Genomic DNA, 16,365 nt, shown 5'->3' on the forward strand with positions numbered 1-16,365 from the left:
GTAGGTCTCCTTGACCTGGATTGATTCGGTTATGCCCAGCGGCGGAAGATCAACGAAGTGTTGACGCCACCGAAAGCGAAGTTGTTGTTCATCACGTAATCGTGGTGCATCTGACGAAACTCGCCGCGCAGGTAATCGAGCTTGCCGCAGTGCGGGTCGACCTCGTCGAGGTTGAAGGTGTGCACGTAACGGTCGCTGTTGAGCATCTCGATGCTGAACCATGACTCCAGCGCACCGCAGGCACCGAGGGTGTGGCCGAGAAAGCTCTTTTGCGAGCTGATCGGCATGTGTTCGCCGAACAAGCCGCTGGTGGCCAACGTTTCGGCGATGTCGCCCTGTTCGGTCGCGGTGCCGTGGCCGTTCACATAGCCAATGGCGTCCGGACTGAGGCCGGCATCTTCCAAGGCCAGCTCCATGGCGCGGCGCATGGTGACCTGTTCCGGGCGGGTCGTGTGCTGGCCGTCGGCGTTGCTGCCGAAACCGACGATTTCCGCGTGAATGTGCGCGCCACGGGCGAGGGCGTGTTCCAGCTCTTCAAGCACCAGCATGCCGCCACCTTCACCAATCACCAGACCGTCGCGGCCCTTGTCGTACGGGCGTGGGCTGGTCTGGGGTGCATCGTTTTTCAAGCTGGTGGCGTACAGCGCGTCAAACACCATGGCTTCGGTTGGGCACAGCTCTTCGGCGCCGCCAGCGAGCATCAACGGCAAGCGGCCGAACTTGATTGCTTCGTAGGCGTAGCCGATGCCCTGGCTGCCGCTGGTGCAGGCGCTGGAGGTCGGGATCAGGCGCCCGGTGAGGCCGAAGAAAATGCTGATATTGGCGGCGGTGGTGTGCGGCATCATCCGCACATAGGAGTTGGCGTTGAGCCCCTCGGCCACCGAGTTGAGCAGCATGTTGCCGAACGCTTTGATCTCGTCAGTGCTACCGGTAGATGAACCACAAGCGACGCCCATGCGCCCGTCCTTGATCGATTCGTCACCGAGCAGGCCAGCATCGGCCAGAGCCTTTTCTGCTGCGCCGACCGCCAGTCGCGAAACCCGGCCCATGCTGCGCAATTGCTTGCGGGTCCAGTGCGACGGTACGAGAAAATCATCGATAGGCCCGGCCAGACGCGTGTTGAGCTCAGTGAAGCGATCCCACTCGTCCATCCGGCGAATGCCGCTGCGATTGGCCGCGAAATTGCCGGCGATGGTCGGCCAGTCGCTGCCCAGCGAGGTGATGCCGGCCATGCCGGTGACGACGACGCGCTTCATCAGCACAGGCCTCCGTTGACCGCCAGCACCTGGCGGGTGATGTACGAGGCTTCCGCCGACATCAGGAAATTCACCGCAGCGGCCACTTCTTCAGGGGTGCCCATGCGTTGCGCGGGGATCATTTTCATCAGTTCCTCCACCGGCACGTTTTCGTCGAGCATGGCCGTGTCGATCAGGCCAGGGGCGACGCAGTTAACGGTGATTTTGCGCTTGCCCAGCTCGATCGCCAATGCCTTTGCCGCACCGATCACGCCGGCCTTCGAGGCGCTGTAATTGACTTGGCCACGGTTGCCGATCAGGCCCGACACCGAGGTGATGCAGACGATGCGCCCGGCGGCGCGACGACGGATCATCGGCATCATCACCGGGTGCAGAACGTTGTAGAAACCGTCGAGGTTGGTGCGCAGGACCACGTCCCAATCGTCATCGCTCAGCGCCGGAAACGCGCCGTCGCGAGTCAGCCCGGCGTTGAGTACCACGCCGTAATAGGCGCCATGGTTTTCGACATCGGCTTCGAGAATGCTTTTGCAGGTTTCACGGTCGGCGACGTCGAATTGCAGAATGCGTGCGCGGCGACCCAATGCTTCGATTTCGGCCTGCACCGCTTGGGCTTCGGTCATGCCGCTGCGGCAATGCAGGACGATGTCGTGCCCGGCTTGCGCCAGACGCAAGGCAATGGCGCGGCCGATGCCACGGCTGGAGCCGGTGACCAGTACGGATTCAGTCATCGTGCGACTCCTGTGTCTGTTGCAGATATTGGTTGGCTTGCGGCGGACGGAACACGTTCAGCCGGGCGCTGGCATGTATGCCGTCGCCGTGGATATGGCATTCGAATACGCCCATGCCGTTGTCGTCTTCCAGTGAGCGCAGGCCGTGGATGGTCAGCTCGCTGCCGGCCACAAAGGCTGCGACGTTGCACTCGAATTTGCGCGTGCCGAGGAGAAAGCCCAGCTCCGGCGGATTGCCTTTTTGCCGGGCGTGGCAACCGGCGAAAGCGGCGACGCTCTGCGCCATCAGTTCAACGCCGACCCACGCCGGCAGGCTGCCGTCGGGCAGGTTGAACAGGCCGTCGGGCTTGACCGTGAGGCGAGTGAAAATCTGCTCGTCATCGAAGCGCTCGATGGCGTCGATCAGGATCATGTCGCCGGCATGCGGCAGCAGTTCGGCGAGCGGCCAGTGGCTCATGGTGCGTCTCCGATAATCAGGCTGACGTTGTTGCCGCCGAAGGCAAACGAGTTGCTCATCAGGTAGCGCGGTGCAATGGACGTCAGGCGTTCGCTCACGGTCACCCACTTGAGTGGCGGCAGCGCGGGATCGGCCTGGCCGTCCCAGATATGCGGCGGTAACGCCTGCTCAGGGTTGTCGGCACTCAGGCTCAGCCAGCAGAACGCCGCTTCCAGCGCGCCAGCCGCGCCGAGGGTGTGGCCGGTCAGCGGCTTGGTTGACGAGCAGGCGACGCCTTGGGGAAACAGCGCCGCGACCGCCAGACTTTCCATCGCGTCGTTGTGCTGGGTGGCGGTGCCGTGCAGGTTCAGGTAGTTGATTTGCGCGGCTTGCAGATGAGCGCGACCAAGGGCTTTTTGCATGGCTTGCAGGGCGCCGCGACCGCTCGGCTCCGGCGCGGAGATATGGTGCGCATCCGAGCTGGCGCCCGCACCCAGCAGGGCGATGCCCGGGCCTTCGCCGCGCTGTTTGCTCATCACGAACAGCACCGCTGCTTCGCCGATATTGATGCCGTTGCGGTTGGCGGAAAACGGATTGCAGCGCTCATCTGAAACGGCTTCCAGCGATGAGAAACCGTTCAGCGTGAGCTTGCACAGACTGTCGACGCCGCCGCACAGTACCGCGTCGCACAGGCGCAGATCGAGCAGGCGCTGAGCGCTCATCAGCGCGCGGGCGCTGGAGGTACAGGCGGTGGAAATCACGTAGGCCGGGCCGCTCAGTTGCAGCCATTCGGCGAGAAAATTCGCCGGGGCGCCGAGTTCCTGTTGGCGATAGTCGTACTCGTGGGGAAATTGCTGTTCGCGGATGTAATGCGCCAGACCCCGGCTGGCCTCGTCGATGCCTGAGGTGCTGGTGCCGAGCACCACGCCTATGCGCTCGCGGCCGAAGGTCTGGATCGCACGATCGATGTCGTCTCGAATCTGCAGCGCGGCTTCCAGCAACAGCTGATTGTTGCGACTGCTGTGCTCGACCAGGTCCGCAGGGATCGCCGCCAATTCACCGTGTACGCCGGCCACAGGCAGTTCACGTTCGGCGACCCAGCCGGACTCGCGGCGCATCCCCGAACAGTCGCCGGCGAACAGATTGCGCGCGACTTCAGACTTGTCGCGGCCCAGGGCGCAGATCACGCCGAGGGCATTCAGGTAAGCGGTCATGGCGTCGATTCACCTAACTGGGAAACGCGATAGTGCGGGCCTTGGGGCAGATTCAATTGGAAGCTCAACGGTTGTGAATAGCGGATGTTCCAGCGCGCCGGCAGTGAACGCTGATCGGCCTGTTGTCGGGCGTCGGGATAATTGCGCAGCAGCTCGGCAGGAGGCGTCAAGGCGAACAGCAGTGCGGCGAACAACTCCCGCGCCTCGGGATTGGGCGGCAGCAGACCGTCGGCCTGCCAATGCCCATCGATCAGTTGCTGACGGGCTTGGGGAATACCCAGCGGATCCATCATCGACCAACGCGTGCCGGCGCCTTCGCGCTGGATCACCAGCAGCCAGTCCTGACGTTGCCCGGCTTGCTCGCGCTCAATGTGCAGTTGCAGCGGCAGAGGCAGCGTCGGGTTGGCCGCTGGCAGCGGTGGCTGGCTGGCGCAGGCACTCAACAGCAAGGCTGACAAAACGATCGCCAGCCATGCAGCAAACCCTGTGGGAGCGAGCCTGCTCGCGAATGCCATCTGACATTCGCCACTTTGGCTGACTGATACACCGCTTTCGCGAGCAGGCTCGCTCCCACAGGGTTTCAGGTGTTCAGATCGATAGCCGTACATCAGACAGATTCCTGCAATGGCTTGCGCGCGACGACATTCACCAGCGTCTCTTCGCGCTCACCGAATGGCTTGGGTTTGCTCAACCCCAGCCGCTCCAGCAAACCAAAATCCTTCGACCGGCTCCACCACAGATACGGGTAGGAAACATTGCGCTCGGCAAACTCGAAGCCCTGCTCGCGGATCATCTGCAGGTAGCCGGCGGCGCTCTTCTGCACATGCATCGGATGGCGGAACAGCCAGCGAATCACCCAAGTATCAATGTAAGCCTCGGTGGATTCGGCGAACAGCAGATAGCCGCCCGGCTTGAGCACGCGATAGAACTCGGCCAAAGCCTTTTCCTGCTCGACCAGATGATGGAAGGTCTGGTGGCAGAACAGCAGGTCGACGCTGGCATCGGCGACGTTGAGCGTGGCGCAATCGCTGCCGATCAACTCGACTGGCATGCCCAGGCGGGTGGCCTCTTCGGCGCTGAGTTGCAAACTGTGCGGGTCGGCGTCGACGCCGATCAGTCGCTGCGGGGCGAAGGTCTGACGCAGGTGGCCGAAGGACTTGCCCTGACCGCAACCGGCGTCGAGCAGCACCGGGTGTTCCGGCAGCGGCTCACTGAATAATCCACGCAAATCGTTGATCGCCACGCGCAGCACATGGTGCTGCCAGGTGTGGCTGCGCAAGAACCAGAGACCGAAGCGGGTTTCCTCGACGTAACTGTCGCTCAAGTAATTCATGAGGCGTCCTGCGCGCAGAGTTGGGAAATCATCTTCAGCCGGCGCCGCGCTTCACTGACGAACGGGTTGCGCTCGTCCCAGGCGTAACCGGCGAGGATCGAGCAGATCATCCGGCGAATTTCCGCTTGGCTGTCCTCATAGAAAATCACGTCCTGGAAGGTGCCGGCGTACCAGCCTTCGACGTAGCAACGGAAGGTATCGACGCCGCGTTTCAACGGTTCGGCAAATTCGCTTTGCCAGTCCACCGTTTCACCCTGCAACTGGCGGTGCAGCACGCCGGCAGCCATGCTCGCCGAACGCATGGCGATGGTCACGCCGGAGGAGAATACCGGGTCAAGGAATTCTGCGGCGTTGCCCAGCAGCGCGAAGCCCGGGCCGTGCAGGGATTTCACGTTGGCCGCATAGCCGCCGAGGGTGCGCGCCGGGGTGTCCCAGACCGCGTTGTTCAGAACCCCGGCGAGGCTCGGCGTCTCGGCGATGAAGCTGCGCAGGCAGGCATCGAGATCGCTGTCGCGACCCCGGAAATGTTCCTCAGCCGCGACCACGCCTACCGAGCAGCGGCCATTGCAGAACGGGATGGTCCAGAACCACACATCGCGATGCTCGGGATGGGTGGTGACGAGGATCTTTTCACGGTCGAACGCCGGGTTGTCGATGTGATCTTCGACATGGGTGAACACGGCCTGACGCACCGGGAAATTCGAAGGTGCTTCGAGGTCGAGCAAGCGCGACAGCACGCGGCCGTAGCCGCTGGCGTCCAGGACGAAATCGGCTTCGACGCGGTACTCGCTGCCATCTTCGCGGCGCACATCGAGTTGTGGTTTCGCCTGATCGAAATCGACGCTGACAATCGCATCGCCATAACGGATTTCCGCACCTTGCAATGCTGCTTGATCGGCCAGCAACTTGTCGAAATCGGCGCGCTGCACCTGGAACGTGGTCGGCTTGCCGGCGGTGAAAGTGTCGCCAAAATCGAAGGCGCTGTAGCGCTCGCCCCAGGCAAACGCCGCGCCGGTCTTGCGCTGGAACCCGGCGGCGTTGACGGCGTCGAGCATGCCGGCTTCTTCAACGAAGTCCAGGCAGTGGCTGAGCAGGCTTTCGCCGATGGAGAAGCGTGGGAAGTGCTGGCGCTCGAGCACCAGCACATCGTGGCCCTTGCGCTTGAGCAGGGCAGCGGCGATAGCACCGGACGGGCCGGCACCGATGATCACGACCTGACGGGATTCCATTTCAACGATTGGCACGTGAGCTCCGGGGCAGAGGACTGTTCAGATTCAGGGGCGCGCGATGCAGGCCGATCAGGGCCGGCAGCAGCGTCGCGATCAGGCCCATCAGCATCAGCGCGAAATACAGCGCCGGGGTGATGAGCTGTTGTTGCAACAACAGATTGAGAAAGACGATTTCGCTCAGGCCGCGAATGTTCAGCAGTACGCTTTCGCGCCAGCGGCTGGCACCCGCGAACGAGGCTCCAGCCCAACCGAGGCCGAGCCAGTTGCCGAGCAGTTTACTGGCAATCGGCAACAGCAGCAGCGCCGCCCATTGCCCGGCGTCGAGGCCGGCGAGGGCGCTGTGGACGTCGATCTGGACGATGCCGAACGTGAGGATCAGCGGGATTGCGATCCACGTCTGCAAACGGCTCATCCAGCGTGCCGGCAACGGCAGCACCAACGGCACTTTCAGCAGCGCCATGCACAGCAGATAGCCGATGCCGAAAATCAGCGCGTTGAGTTTGTAATGCTCGGCCATGACCAGCAACGCGAAGAAGCCGAGGCTGTAAGTCAGCGGGCGACGAACGCGCAGCAGGTGCAAAAGCAGCGGCACGCCGGCCATGGCCACGGGCAGCAGCAGGCTGCTCAGGTGCAGGCTGCCCTGGGCGAGGCCGAACAGCGTCCAGCAGGTCAGATCGATAAGGATCGCGGTTTGCACCAGACGCCGGGTGGCAGCGGGCGGGTAATCGATGTGACGCAGGTACAGGTACAACACCGGGATCGCGGTAATGGCGAAGACCAGTCCGATGGCCAGTGCGCTGAGCCACGGCTGCGCCGGCAGCAACCAGTACGCGACCGCCAGCCCGCAAGCGAACGGCACAGCGAAACTCGGTATAGCGATTTTGACGCTCTGGCGATCCAGACGCAGATCGATGACATCACTGAGGATGTGCCCGAGCAGCAAGGCGAAGCTCAGGCTGTAGAGATCTTTCAGCCAGTCCGGAGCGATCAGTTGTGCGCCGCTGAGCTGCCAGCCCGGCTCGATCCAGAAATACATCAGCAACGGCAAACCGAAGCTCGCCAGCAGCAACTGACTGACGATCGGAATCAGGCCGAAGTGACGGCCGACCCGGGTCGCCAAGGCGAACAGCGCCAAGGCCAGCAACCAGAAGCCGAAGACCATCATGCGCTTGTCTCCGCAACCGGTTCATGGCGCCCGGCCCACGGCGCGAGCATGAAGCTGAACGCCAGGCCGAGGCTCACCGACAGGCCGAAATTGCTCACCGCCGGCGTACTGGAAACCGCCAGCAGGCCGAACGATAGCCACGTGGTGACGGCGGCGAGCAAGGTGCCGAGCAGACTTACCGCTGCGCCGCCGACCTGTTCGCGCATGAGGATTGCGTAATCGACACTGATCGCCGTCACCAACAGCAGGCCGAACAGGCTGAACAGGGTCAGCGGCTGACCGAGCCAGCCAAGGCTGGCCAGACTGCACAGCGCCGCCAGCAGCGGCAGGGCGACGATACGCAGGGCGCCGGTCAGGCCGAACGGCAGCATCAGCACCAGCACGATCAACACGCAGGAGGCCAGTTTCAGTTCGGCGGCGCTGATCTGCGTGGCGGCGAACACCTTGTTCAGGTCACCGAGGCGATCGACCAGCACCACTCCCGGCAAATCGAGTGCCTGCACGCGCAGCAATGACGGATTGTTCAAGCCCTGCAGGCTGGTGATTGCTGCGACGCCGTCTTCAGTCGGGCCAAGCCATAGCGTGCGATACGGCTCGCCGAGCGGGCCGGCCAGCGCGGCGTCAATGTCTTCGGCGGGCAGGGTCTGCAATTGCTGCAATTCGTTTTGCAACGCCGTCGCTGGCACGCCGAGATCGAGCAGCGGTTGCCAGAATGACGGCAGCTTGTTCAGTGATTCGCGCACTTGCTGTTGCTGGCTCGGCGCGCTGACCAGTTGATCGAGGGCCAGATAGCCTTGCAGCTTGTCGAGGTTGACCAGTTGCTGCAGGCGCTCGCTCAGCGCTGCCTGGCGCTCGAGCAATTGCTCCTGATTGGCCGCGCGGACGAGGAAAAACTGGCTGGTCGGTTGAAAACCGGTGATGCGCGCGATGGTCTGCGCTTCGTCGGTCAGATGCTGCGGCGCGCCAACCCATTGGCGAATGTCGTTTTTGCTCTGCAACTGCATCAAGCCGCCGATGCAGAAGGCAATCAGCAGCGCCAGCAGCGCGGGCGTGCGAATGCAACCGAGCAGCGCCTCACGCAGATGAATCAGGCGCTCGGCCAGGCGCAGCGGCCATTGCGCCGGGCGCAGTTGAACATTTTTCAGCAGCGCCGGCAGCAGGCAGACCGCCGACAGATAGGCACCGAGCAAGCCGGCGGCGGAGAACACGGCGATCTGCGTCAGCGCCGGGAACGGTGTCCAGGCCAGCGCCAGATAGCCGATAACGCTGGTGATCAGGCTCAGGGTCAGCCCCGGCAAGGTCAGGCGCAGGGCCGGCCAGCTGCGCCACGGCTTGAGACTCCAGCTTTTGGACAGATAGTGCAGCGGGTAATCGACGGCGACGCCGATCAGACTCGAACCGAGTACCAGCGTCATCACATGCATGTGGCCGAACAGCGCCACGCAGGCCACCGCGCCGAACAGCATGCCGACCAGCACCGGAACAAATGCCAGCAGCACGCCCCAGCGGCGAAACGCCAACAGCAGCAACAGCAGAATGCCGACCGTTGCGCCGCCGCCGACCCAGGTCATCTCCCGGGTGGCCTGTTGCTGACCGTTGGCGGCGTAGAGCAGGCCACTGGCGGCGAGCAACTGCACATCGCTTTGCGCCGCTTGTTCGCGGCTGTGCTTGAGTAGCTCTGCCACTTGCAACGGCAGGTTCATGTCGAAGGCGTTGCCGGTGGTGCGCGCACGCAACATCACCCAGCTCTTGCCGTCGGCATCGGCGACCAGTGCGCCGCTGCCAATGTCCAGTTGCACTGCGCCATGTTTCGGCTGGCTGTTCTGGATGCGTCCGGTCAGGCCCAGCCAATCGTCCTGGCTCGGCACCAGGGTAAAGCCGTTGAACGGATCGAACAGCGCCTGTACTCGCTGCTGGATGAACGCGTCGGGGTGCTTGCTGAGTAGCTGCCGATCATCCGCCGAGAGCATCGCAAGGCGTCCTTGCAGCAATTGCTTGCGCAGCGCCGGCAAGTCGGCTTGCAGGTTCCACTGCACGGTTTCGAACAGACCGCTGGCCTGCCATTGTTCGCCCAGTTGTTGAGCCATGGTCAGCGCTTGCTGGCGATCGGCGTGGCCGACCAGCACCAGCATTTCGCGATTGAGCGGTTCTTGCATGCGCTGTTCGGCGCGCAACTCCAGCGCGTCTGGATTGGTCCCGGGTACCAGCTCCATGAGATTGGCCGACAGCGGCGCACCGTCGCGCCACTGCCAGGCAGCCAGCGCGACGACGGCCAGCAGCAGGCTCAGAAACAGCCAGGGCAGCTTGCGTTCACTCGGCAAAGTCATGTTGCTCCGCTTCGCTCAAGGGTTGCTCGGCCGTGCTGTCCTGCATGCGTAGCAGTGTGCTGTCGCCTTGGGTTTCCAGCAGTTCGATGGTTTGCACCAGAGTACCGCCGTCGATATTGATCTGCTGGAACACTTGCTTGAGCAGCATCGAGCGCGGCGTCAGAGTCAGTTGCCACTGCTGCGCCGTGCCGCTCAGGGCCAGTTCGAAATCGCGCTGCAAACCGCTGCTGTCACCTTGCAGCACGGCGAGGAACAAACGGTTCTGCTCGGCACCGGCGCTCTTGTTCGGCAGCAGTTGCCAGCCATTGGTGTCACGGCGGGCGATGCCATTGGCGGTGATGCGGTAATCCTGTTGCAGCGGGGTTTTCAACAGCCACAGCAGGCCATGATTTTTCGCGAGGACGAAGCTGCCCTTGCTGATCAGCGGCTGCGGCAGGGCGCGCAGGTGTTTTTCCTGAGTGAACTGGCCGTGGATAACATCCGGTTTCGCCAGTTGTTCACTGAGTTGTTGCAGGTCGAAGGCATAGGCCCATGACGACACGGCCAGCAGCGCCAACGCGCCAAGGCTTTTGAACAACACATTCATCGCAGCATCCTTTCCACGGCATCGGTGAAGACTTCGGGTGAGGCCAGTTGCATCTCGCGGCTGCTGACTTCCACAGCGACTTGCACAGAGCTTGCGCGGGTCAGGCGCTCGCCGGTCTGCAGGTCGCTGATCAGATAATTGATCTTCAGACGGTTTTCCCACTCGATCAGGCTGGCGCGCACGTTCAGCCGTTGGCCGAACACCGCGCTGCGCACGTAGCGCAATTGCAGATCGATGATCGGCCAGGCGTAACCCGACTCGACCATGTGCGTGTAGTTGTGGCCGATCTTGTCCAGCAACGCGCAGCGCGCCACTTCGAGGTATTTGACGTAATGGCCGTGCCAGACCACGTGCATGGTGTCGACGTCGAAAAACGGCACGAGAATCTCGGTATCGGCGTGAAGCACTCCGGCACTACGCATGCAGCCTCCAGTGTTGCGCGGCGATGCGTTGCAGGCACAGGCGCAGTTCGCCTTCCAGCGCGCGGTCTTCGATGACCGGCGGGAAGTCCTTGCCGAGTTCTTCGTGCATCGCTGCCAGTGCCGGCGGCAGCGGGCGCGCATCGGCGGCTTGAGCGCGCAGCCACACGCCCTGATTGGCGGCGAGCAGCGTGGCGGCGGCGACCTGTTCGGTCAGCTCCAGCACGCGAATCGCATCACGGGCGGCGATGGTGCCCATGCTCACCTTGTCCTGGTTGTGGCACTCGGTGGAGCGCGAGAACACGCTGGCCGGCATGGTGTTTTTCAGCGCTTCGGCGGTCCAGGCGCTGGTGCCGATCTGCACCGCTTTGAAGCCGTGGTTGATCATGGCCCGATCGGCTGGCGCGCCGGAGAGGTTGCTCGGCAAGCCGTGGTTGTAGCGCTCGTCGACCAGCAACGCCAATTGCCGATCGAGCAGATCGGCGACGTTGGCCACGAGGTTTTTCAGGCTGTCCATAGCGAACGCAATGTGCCCGCCGTAGAAGTGCCCGCCATGCAGAACACGCTCGGCTTCGGCATCGATGATCGGGTTGTCGTTGGCGCTGTTCAGCTCGGTTTCGATGAAGCCGCGCAGCCAGTTCAGGCTGTCGGCCAACACGCCGAGAACATGCGGCGCGCAACGCAGCGAGTAACGATCCTGCAGACGATGCAGTGGCGCGGTCGGCGCGTCGATCGCCAGATCCTTGCGCAGCCACGCGGCGACCTGCATCTGCCCCGGGTGCGGTTTGGCGGCGAACAGACGTTCGTCGAAGTGCTCCGGGTTGCCTTGCAGCGCGACGACGTTGAGCGCGGTGATGCGCGTGGCCAGTTGCAGCAGATAATCGGCGCGAGCGAAGGCGAGGCAGGCGAGGCCGGTCATCACCGCTGTGCCGTTCATCAGCGCCAGCGCCTCTTTCGGACGCAGCACCAGCGGTGTCCAGCCGAGCTCGCGATGCACGTCGGCAGCCTGACGACGTTCGCCACGGAACAGCACTTCGCGCTCGCCGGACAGGGTTGCGGCGACATAGGACAGCGGCGTCAGATCGCCGCTGGCACCCACCGAACCCTCTTCGGGAATCAGCGGCAGGATGTCGTATTCGAGAAACGCGTGCAGACGCTCGAGCAGTTCGACGCGCACCCCGGAAACGCCGTGACACAACGACTGCAAGCGCGCCGCCAGCACCGCGCGGGTCGCCTGCGCGTCGAGCAGTTTGCCCAGGCCGCAACCATGAAAAGTGTAGAGATGACGCGGCAGCGCCTCGACGTGATGCAGCGGCACCGCGACCACGCAGGAATCGCCGTAACCGGTGGTGACGCCGTAGATCACGCCTTCCTTGTCCAGCAGCGAATCGAGAAACCGCGCGCCTTTGGCGATGCGCTCGCGATAGTCGGCGTCAGCCTGTAACTGCACGGGCGCCTGACGGTTGGCCAGGGCCAGCACGTCTTCGATGCGCAAAGGGCGTTCGCCGAAGGTTACCGGCTCATGGGTTGGCGTCGTCATCGGTCTTCCAGAAAGGGTAAAAGTTGAACCATTGCTGCGGGGCTTCGAGGCAATAGTGACTCAGGCGCTGCGCGTAGCGAGTGGCCCACTGATGAATGACCTGCTCGCGCTCGCGGCGTGTCCACACCACCGCCTCGGCGAACGGTTCAAGGGTCAGGCGATAGTGGCCGTCGGGTTGCTTGAGGCACATCAGCAGATTGACCGGGCACTTGAGCAGGCCGGCCAGCAACCACGGGCCTTGCGGAAATGGCGCCGGATGGCCGAGAAAGTCCACCGTCACGCTGCGCCCGCCGTGCAGCGGCACGCGGTCACCGGCAATCGCCAGCCACTCGCCGCGTTCCAGCCGTTCGTGCAGTTGCAGCATGATCACCGGGTCGAGTTCGCTGACCTGAATCAGGCGCAGATTGGTCGCCCCGGCCTCGCCGAGCAGGCGATTGAATTGCTCGGCGTGCTTGGTGTGCACCAGCACGTTCATGGTGACCTTTTCGCCGATCTCCGCCAGCGCCCGGCACACTTCGAGATTGCCCAGATGCGCGCCGACCAGCAGTTGCCCGCGACTGCCGCGCAACTGCTTGCGCAGCAGCGCCGGGTCGATGATTTCGATCTGCTCGATGCTCAGCTTGCCGTTCCACACGTCGAGCTTGTCGAGCAGCGAATCGGCAAAGGTCATGAACTGGCCAAACACCCGCCAGTGGCTCGGGCGCAGGTCGTCGCGCCGGCTCCACTCAGCCAGCCGCTGCTGGTACTGCCAGGCACTGCGCCGGGCGACGCGGCCGAAGAGGAAAAAATACAGGACGATGCCGTACAGCAACGGGCTGAGCAGGCGCCGTCCGAGGACTTTGGCGGCGAACGCGGTGAATTTCATCAGCAGGAAACTGCCGCGCTCTTCGCGGTCGGCCCAGTGCTTCTTGTCGACTTCTTCGCTCATGGTTTCCACCGCCGCCAGAGGATCACCGGCCAACGCAGCAACATGCCGAAAAACAGCCGCGTGTGCATGCTGGAAATCAGCGCGTTGTCGTGGAACAGGCGAAAGTGCGACACGCCGTCCAGCGGGTAATGCACGCTGGTCTGCAGCCAGCGCATCGGCTGATTGCGCCAGGCCAGCCGCACAAGAATGTCCGAGTCGAAATCCATGCGCTTGCCGACCTTGGCCGAGTCGATCACGGCCAGAGTCGGCGCCAGCGGATAAACACGGAAGCCGCACATCGAATCGCGAATCTGCAATGACAGAGTGTTGATCCAGACCATCACGTGGGTCAGGTAGCGCGCGTACAAACGCCCTTTCGGCACGCTCTCGTCGAACAGCGGATAGCCACAGATCATCGCCTCGGGATGGCCGCGGGATTCGCCGACGAAGCGCGCGACGTCATGCAAATCGTGCTGGCCGTCGGCATCGACCTGCAAGGCATGGCTGTAACCCAGACGCGAGGCCTCACGCAGACCGGTCATCACCGCGCCGCCCTTGCCCTGATTGGCCGTCAGGCGCACCAGAAAAACCCTGTCGCGCTCGGACAGGGTGTCGAGCACCCGCGCGCAGGACGGCTCGCTGGCATCGTCCACCAGAATGCACGGCAGACCTTGTGCAAGCAGGGCATCGACCACGGTGGTGATCGCGGTTTCGTGGTTGTATACCGGGATTACGGCGCAGGGGTTATGCATGGGCAGGCCCCAGGAGAATGCGTCCGCTGGAACAGGTCGCCGTGTCATTGCGATAAGCGAAATACAACTTGCCGCGCTCGGCATCGAAACGCAGATGCAGCTGGATTTCATCACCCGGGCGCACCAGTTGCTGGAATTTCAGCACTTCCATTCCGGCAAACGCGCCGTCCAGCTTCAGCAACTGCCGACCCAGATTCAGCGCCCACTCCACCTGCACTACGCCGGGCAAAACCGGCGCCTTGGGAAAATGCCCGCTGAAGTAGGCCAGATCCGGCGGCACGCTGAGTTGCAGGCTCCACTCGCCGTCGCTTGCGCTTTGCTCCAGCACTTCGGGGGCTTTGGGTCGCGCGGCCAGCAGCAACGCTTCGACGTCGGCTTGCGCCAGTTTGCCCTGGCTGTTCAACGGCATTTGCCGCAGCAGGCGCCAGCGCCGGGGCAGGGCGAGGGCTTCGCAATGTTGGCTCAGATGTTTGCGCAGGGTTTCGGTCAGTTCACGGCGGCCGTGCTCGCGCAGGGCGAACAGACCCGATTCGCTGAGCACCAGCAGCGCACCAAGCGAGGCGCGGTTTTCCTGCACGACACCGAGGCGCGCTTCGGCGACCCAGTCATGGGCTGCCAAGGCTTGCTCAAGCATCGGCAACGAGATGCGTTTTTCTTCCAGTTTGACGATGCGGTCCAGTCTCCCCAGCAGTTCGAAGCGACCATCGGTGGCAATGCGTGCGGCGTCGGCGCTGTGTTCGACGTGGCCGGCAGGCAGATAAGGCGAAGAAATAAGCAGGGCGCCGTCGCTGTCCTGGCTCAGTTCGACGCCAGCAAACGGCCGCCACAACGACTCGCCCTGACGCCAGGCGATGCCGCCAGTTTCCGAGCTGCCGAGGATTTCCGTCGGCCATTGCTGCAAGCGCTGTTGCAGGCTTTGCGCCGCTTCCGACGGCAACGCGCCCCCGGAGGAAAACACCCGGCGCACCGCGCTCAGGGCCGGCCAGTCGAGGTTGTCGCCCATGCGCTTGAGCAGCGCCGGGCTGGCGACCCAGGCGAAGGCCGGGTATTCGCGGCTGGCGCGCTGCAAGTCTTCGGAGAACGCCAGTTGCCGGCGCACGAACGGGCGCCCGGCGCACAATGGCCACAACACGCGAAACAGCAGGCCATAGATGTGTTGGGTGGCGACACTGCCGATGATGCAGGCTTCATCGAGATCAGCGCCCCACAACTGTTCCAGCGCTTCGACCTCGTTGGCCAATTGGCGCAGGGTCTTGTCGATGCGCTTGGGTTCGCCGCTGGAGCCGGAAGTGCACAGGCTCAGTCGGCATTGATCGAGATCCAGTTGTGCACCGGGCAGTTCGGGCTGAGTGAAGTCGTCCAGCTGTGCATCGCCTGATTGATCGGTCAGCCATAGATCGACTTCCTGCGACCAGCGCTGACGCGTCTGCGCTTGCAGATCCGCCGGCAGCAACACGCTGACGCCGGCACGCCACGCGCCGAGCAGGGCGATGGCGAGGTCGGCGGCATCTTCCAGATGCACGGCCAGCCTTTTCACGCCTTGGCTTTGCAGACCCGCGGCGACGCTCAGGGCCTGCGCTCGCAGTTGCGTGTGATCGAGTGCCGGCGCCTGGCAGATCGCCCGTGCCGGCAGTGCCTTGAGCAACAGCTGCTCAAGTTTTATCCAATTCATGTACGGCCTCTTACCCGTTGTCGTATCAGCCATTCAATGGCAAACATCAGGCCGATCAATCCGTAGGAGATCAGGCCGGTGTACAACATCCACCAATCCAGCGGCGCCCACAGGGTGAGGAGGGCGGCGCACAAACCGTTGCAGAAGAAAAACACGCTCCAGGCCAGCGTCACCTTGCGCGTGTAGCGAATGGCAACCTGCGGCAGCTCCGGCTCACGCAAGCGCGCCAGACGCTCGACCATCGGCGGGCCGAATTTCAGGCTTGCGCCGAACAGCACCAGCATGAATGCGCTGATCAGCACCGGGTACCAGCGCAGCAGCTGCGGGCTGTCGAACACCGCCAGCAGCAGGCAGAACACCATCGCCACGCACGCCATCGACAGGCTGCCAGGCTTGCGTTCGCCGGTCAGGGCTCGCGCCAGCCACAGGCTGCCCAACAGCAGCGCAAATTGCCACGGGGCGAAATGCTCCATGCCGAAATACACCGCAAAGGGGTACAGCAGACCGGCCAGCAGCAGGCCCAGGCCGATCAGTCGGCTCATGCGGCCGGTTGAACCAGACGGAACACCGCCTCGACCACGTCACCGACGGTGCGCACCGATTTGAACTCTTCGGCGGCGATTTTCTTGCCGGTCTGGCGTTTGATGTGATCGATCAGGTCGACCGCATCGATGCTGTCGATTTCCAGATCCTGATACAGATTGGACTCTAGGTTCACACGGGCCGGATCCAGCTCGAACAGCTCGACCAGGGCATCGCGCAGGGTGTTGAAAATATCGTCACGAGTTTGCATGGTCCGGT

Annotated in this window: 17 protein-coding genes; all 17 read right to left on the reverse strand. The window is 63.3% G+C overall.

Annotated elements, in window-relative coordinates; all coding sequences use genetic code 11:
• Positions 1 to 29: 29 nt before the first annotated feature.
• From PSH90_RS01990 to PSH90_RS02070, 17 genes are read right to left on the reverse strand one after another with little or no spacing between them, the layout of a single operon-like run.
• Positions 30 to 1,256, reverse strand: a complete 1,227-nt coding sequence (locus PSH90_RS01990) for a beta-ketoacyl-ACP synthase (protein ID WP_150741717.1) — start codon at positions 1,254 to 1,256, stop codon at positions 30 to 32.
• A complete protein-coding gene (gene fabG / locus PSH90_RS01995) occupies positions 1,256 to 1,984 on the reverse strand; it encodes a 3-oxoacyl-ACP reductase FabG (RefSeq protein WP_016772040.1) in 729 nt (242 codons plus the stop codon). The genes PSH90_RS01990 and fabG overlap by 1 nt, the downstream gene beginning before the upstream one ends.
• Entirely contained in the window at positions 1,977 to 2,441 is a 465-nt protein-coding gene (locus PSH90_RS02000) for a hotdog family protein (RefSeq protein ID WP_305382042.1), read from the reverse strand. The genes fabG and PSH90_RS02000 overlap by 8 nt, the downstream gene beginning before the upstream one ends.
• Entirely contained in the window at positions 2,438 to 3,634 is a 1,197-nt protein-coding gene (locus PSH90_RS02005; RefSeq protein WP_305382043.1) for a beta-ketoacyl-[acyl-carrier-protein] synthase family protein, read from the reverse strand. The genes PSH90_RS02000 and PSH90_RS02005 overlap by 4 nt, the downstream gene beginning before the upstream one ends.
• Positions 3,631 to 4,242 (reverse strand): hypothetical protein, encoded by a 612-nt coding sequence (locus PSH90_RS02010; RefSeq protein WP_177327007.1) that lies wholly within the window; start codon positions 4,240 to 4,242, stop codon positions 3,631 to 3,633. Before PSH90_RS02010 ends, PSH90_RS02005 begins: the two co-directional genes overlap by 4 nt.
• Positions 4,242 to 4,967: a class I SAM-dependent methyltransferase gene (locus PSH90_RS02015; RefSeq protein ID WP_125925750.1), complete on the reverse strand. Its 726-nt coding sequence runs from the start codon at positions 4,965 to 4,967 to the stop codon at positions 4,242 to 4,244. Before PSH90_RS02015 ends, PSH90_RS02010 begins: the two co-directional genes overlap by 1 nt.
• Positions 4,964 to 6,211: an NAD(P)/FAD-dependent oxidoreductase gene (locus tag PSH90_RS02020; RefSeq protein WP_041477586.1), complete on the reverse strand. Its 1,248-nt coding sequence runs from the start codon at positions 6,209 to 6,211 to the stop codon at positions 4,964 to 4,966. Before PSH90_RS02020 ends, PSH90_RS02015 begins: the two co-directional genes overlap by 4 nt.
• A complete protein-coding gene (locus tag PSH90_RS02025; protein WP_305382045.1) occupies positions 6,198 to 7,361 on the reverse strand; it encodes a sodium:proton antiporter in 1,164 nt (387 codons plus the stop codon). The genes PSH90_RS02020 and PSH90_RS02025 overlap by 14 nt, the downstream gene beginning before the upstream one ends.
• Positions 7,358 to 9,688 (reverse strand): MMPL family transporter, encoded by a 2,331-nt coding sequence (locus PSH90_RS02030; RefSeq protein ID WP_305382046.1) that lies wholly within the window; start codon positions 9,686 to 9,688, stop codon positions 7,358 to 7,360. The genes PSH90_RS02025 and PSH90_RS02030 overlap by 4 nt, the downstream gene beginning before the upstream one ends.
• The gene (locus PSH90_RS02035) at positions 9,672 to 10,274 is read right to left on the reverse strand and encodes an outer membrane lipoprotein carrier protein LolA (protein WP_305382047.1); all 603 of its coding nucleotides are present in this window, start codon (positions 10,272 to 10,274) and stop codon (positions 9,672 to 9,674) included. Before PSH90_RS02035 ends, PSH90_RS02030 begins: the two co-directional genes overlap by 17 nt.
• Entirely contained in the window at positions 10,271 to 10,696 is a 426-nt protein-coding gene (locus PSH90_RS02040; protein WP_305382048.1) for a thioesterase family protein, read from the reverse strand. Before PSH90_RS02040 ends, PSH90_RS02035 begins: the two co-directional genes overlap by 4 nt.
• Positions 10,689 to 12,233, reverse strand: a complete 1,545-nt coding sequence (gene hutH, locus PSH90_RS02045) for a histidine ammonia-lyase (RefSeq protein WP_095181015.1) — start codon at positions 12,231 to 12,233, stop codon at positions 10,689 to 10,691. The genes PSH90_RS02040 and hutH overlap by 8 nt, the downstream gene beginning before the upstream one ends.
• On the reverse strand, positions 12,214 to 13,161 hold the full coding sequence (locus tag PSH90_RS02050) for a glycosyl transferase (RefSeq protein ID WP_252868665.1): 948 nt from the start codon (positions 13,159 to 13,161) through the stop codon (positions 12,214 to 12,216). Before PSH90_RS02050 ends, hutH begins: the two co-directional genes overlap by 20 nt.
• Positions 13,158 to 13,892 (reverse strand): glycosyltransferase family 2 protein, encoded by a 735-nt coding sequence (locus PSH90_RS02055; RefSeq protein WP_041477593.1) that lies wholly within the window; start codon positions 13,890 to 13,892, stop codon positions 13,158 to 13,160. Before PSH90_RS02055 ends, PSH90_RS02050 begins: the two co-directional genes overlap by 4 nt.
• Positions 13,885 to 15,564 (reverse strand): acyl-CoA synthetase family protein, encoded by a 1,680-nt coding sequence (locus PSH90_RS02060; protein ID WP_305382049.1) that lies wholly within the window; start codon positions 15,562 to 15,564, stop codon positions 13,885 to 13,887. The genes PSH90_RS02055 and PSH90_RS02060 overlap by 8 nt, the downstream gene beginning before the upstream one ends.
• A complete protein-coding gene (locus PSH90_RS02065) occupies positions 15,561 to 16,106 on the reverse strand; it encodes a hypothetical protein (protein ID WP_305382050.1) in 546 nt (181 codons plus the stop codon). Before PSH90_RS02065 ends, PSH90_RS02060 begins: the two co-directional genes overlap by 4 nt.
• On the reverse strand, positions 16,103 to 16,357 hold the full coding sequence (locus PSH90_RS02070; protein ID WP_056787400.1) for an acyl carrier protein: 255 nt from the start codon (positions 16,355 to 16,357) through the stop codon (positions 16,103 to 16,105). Before PSH90_RS02070 ends, PSH90_RS02065 begins: the two co-directional genes overlap by 4 nt.
• Between the last annotated feature and the right edge of the window lie 8 nt (positions 16,358 to 16,365).

This window comes from Pseudomonas sp. FP1762 (assembly GCF_030687105.1).
Lineage (GTDB): Bacteria > Pseudomonadota > Gammaproteobacteria > Pseudomonadales > Pseudomonadaceae > Aquipseudomonas > Aquipseudomonas siliginis.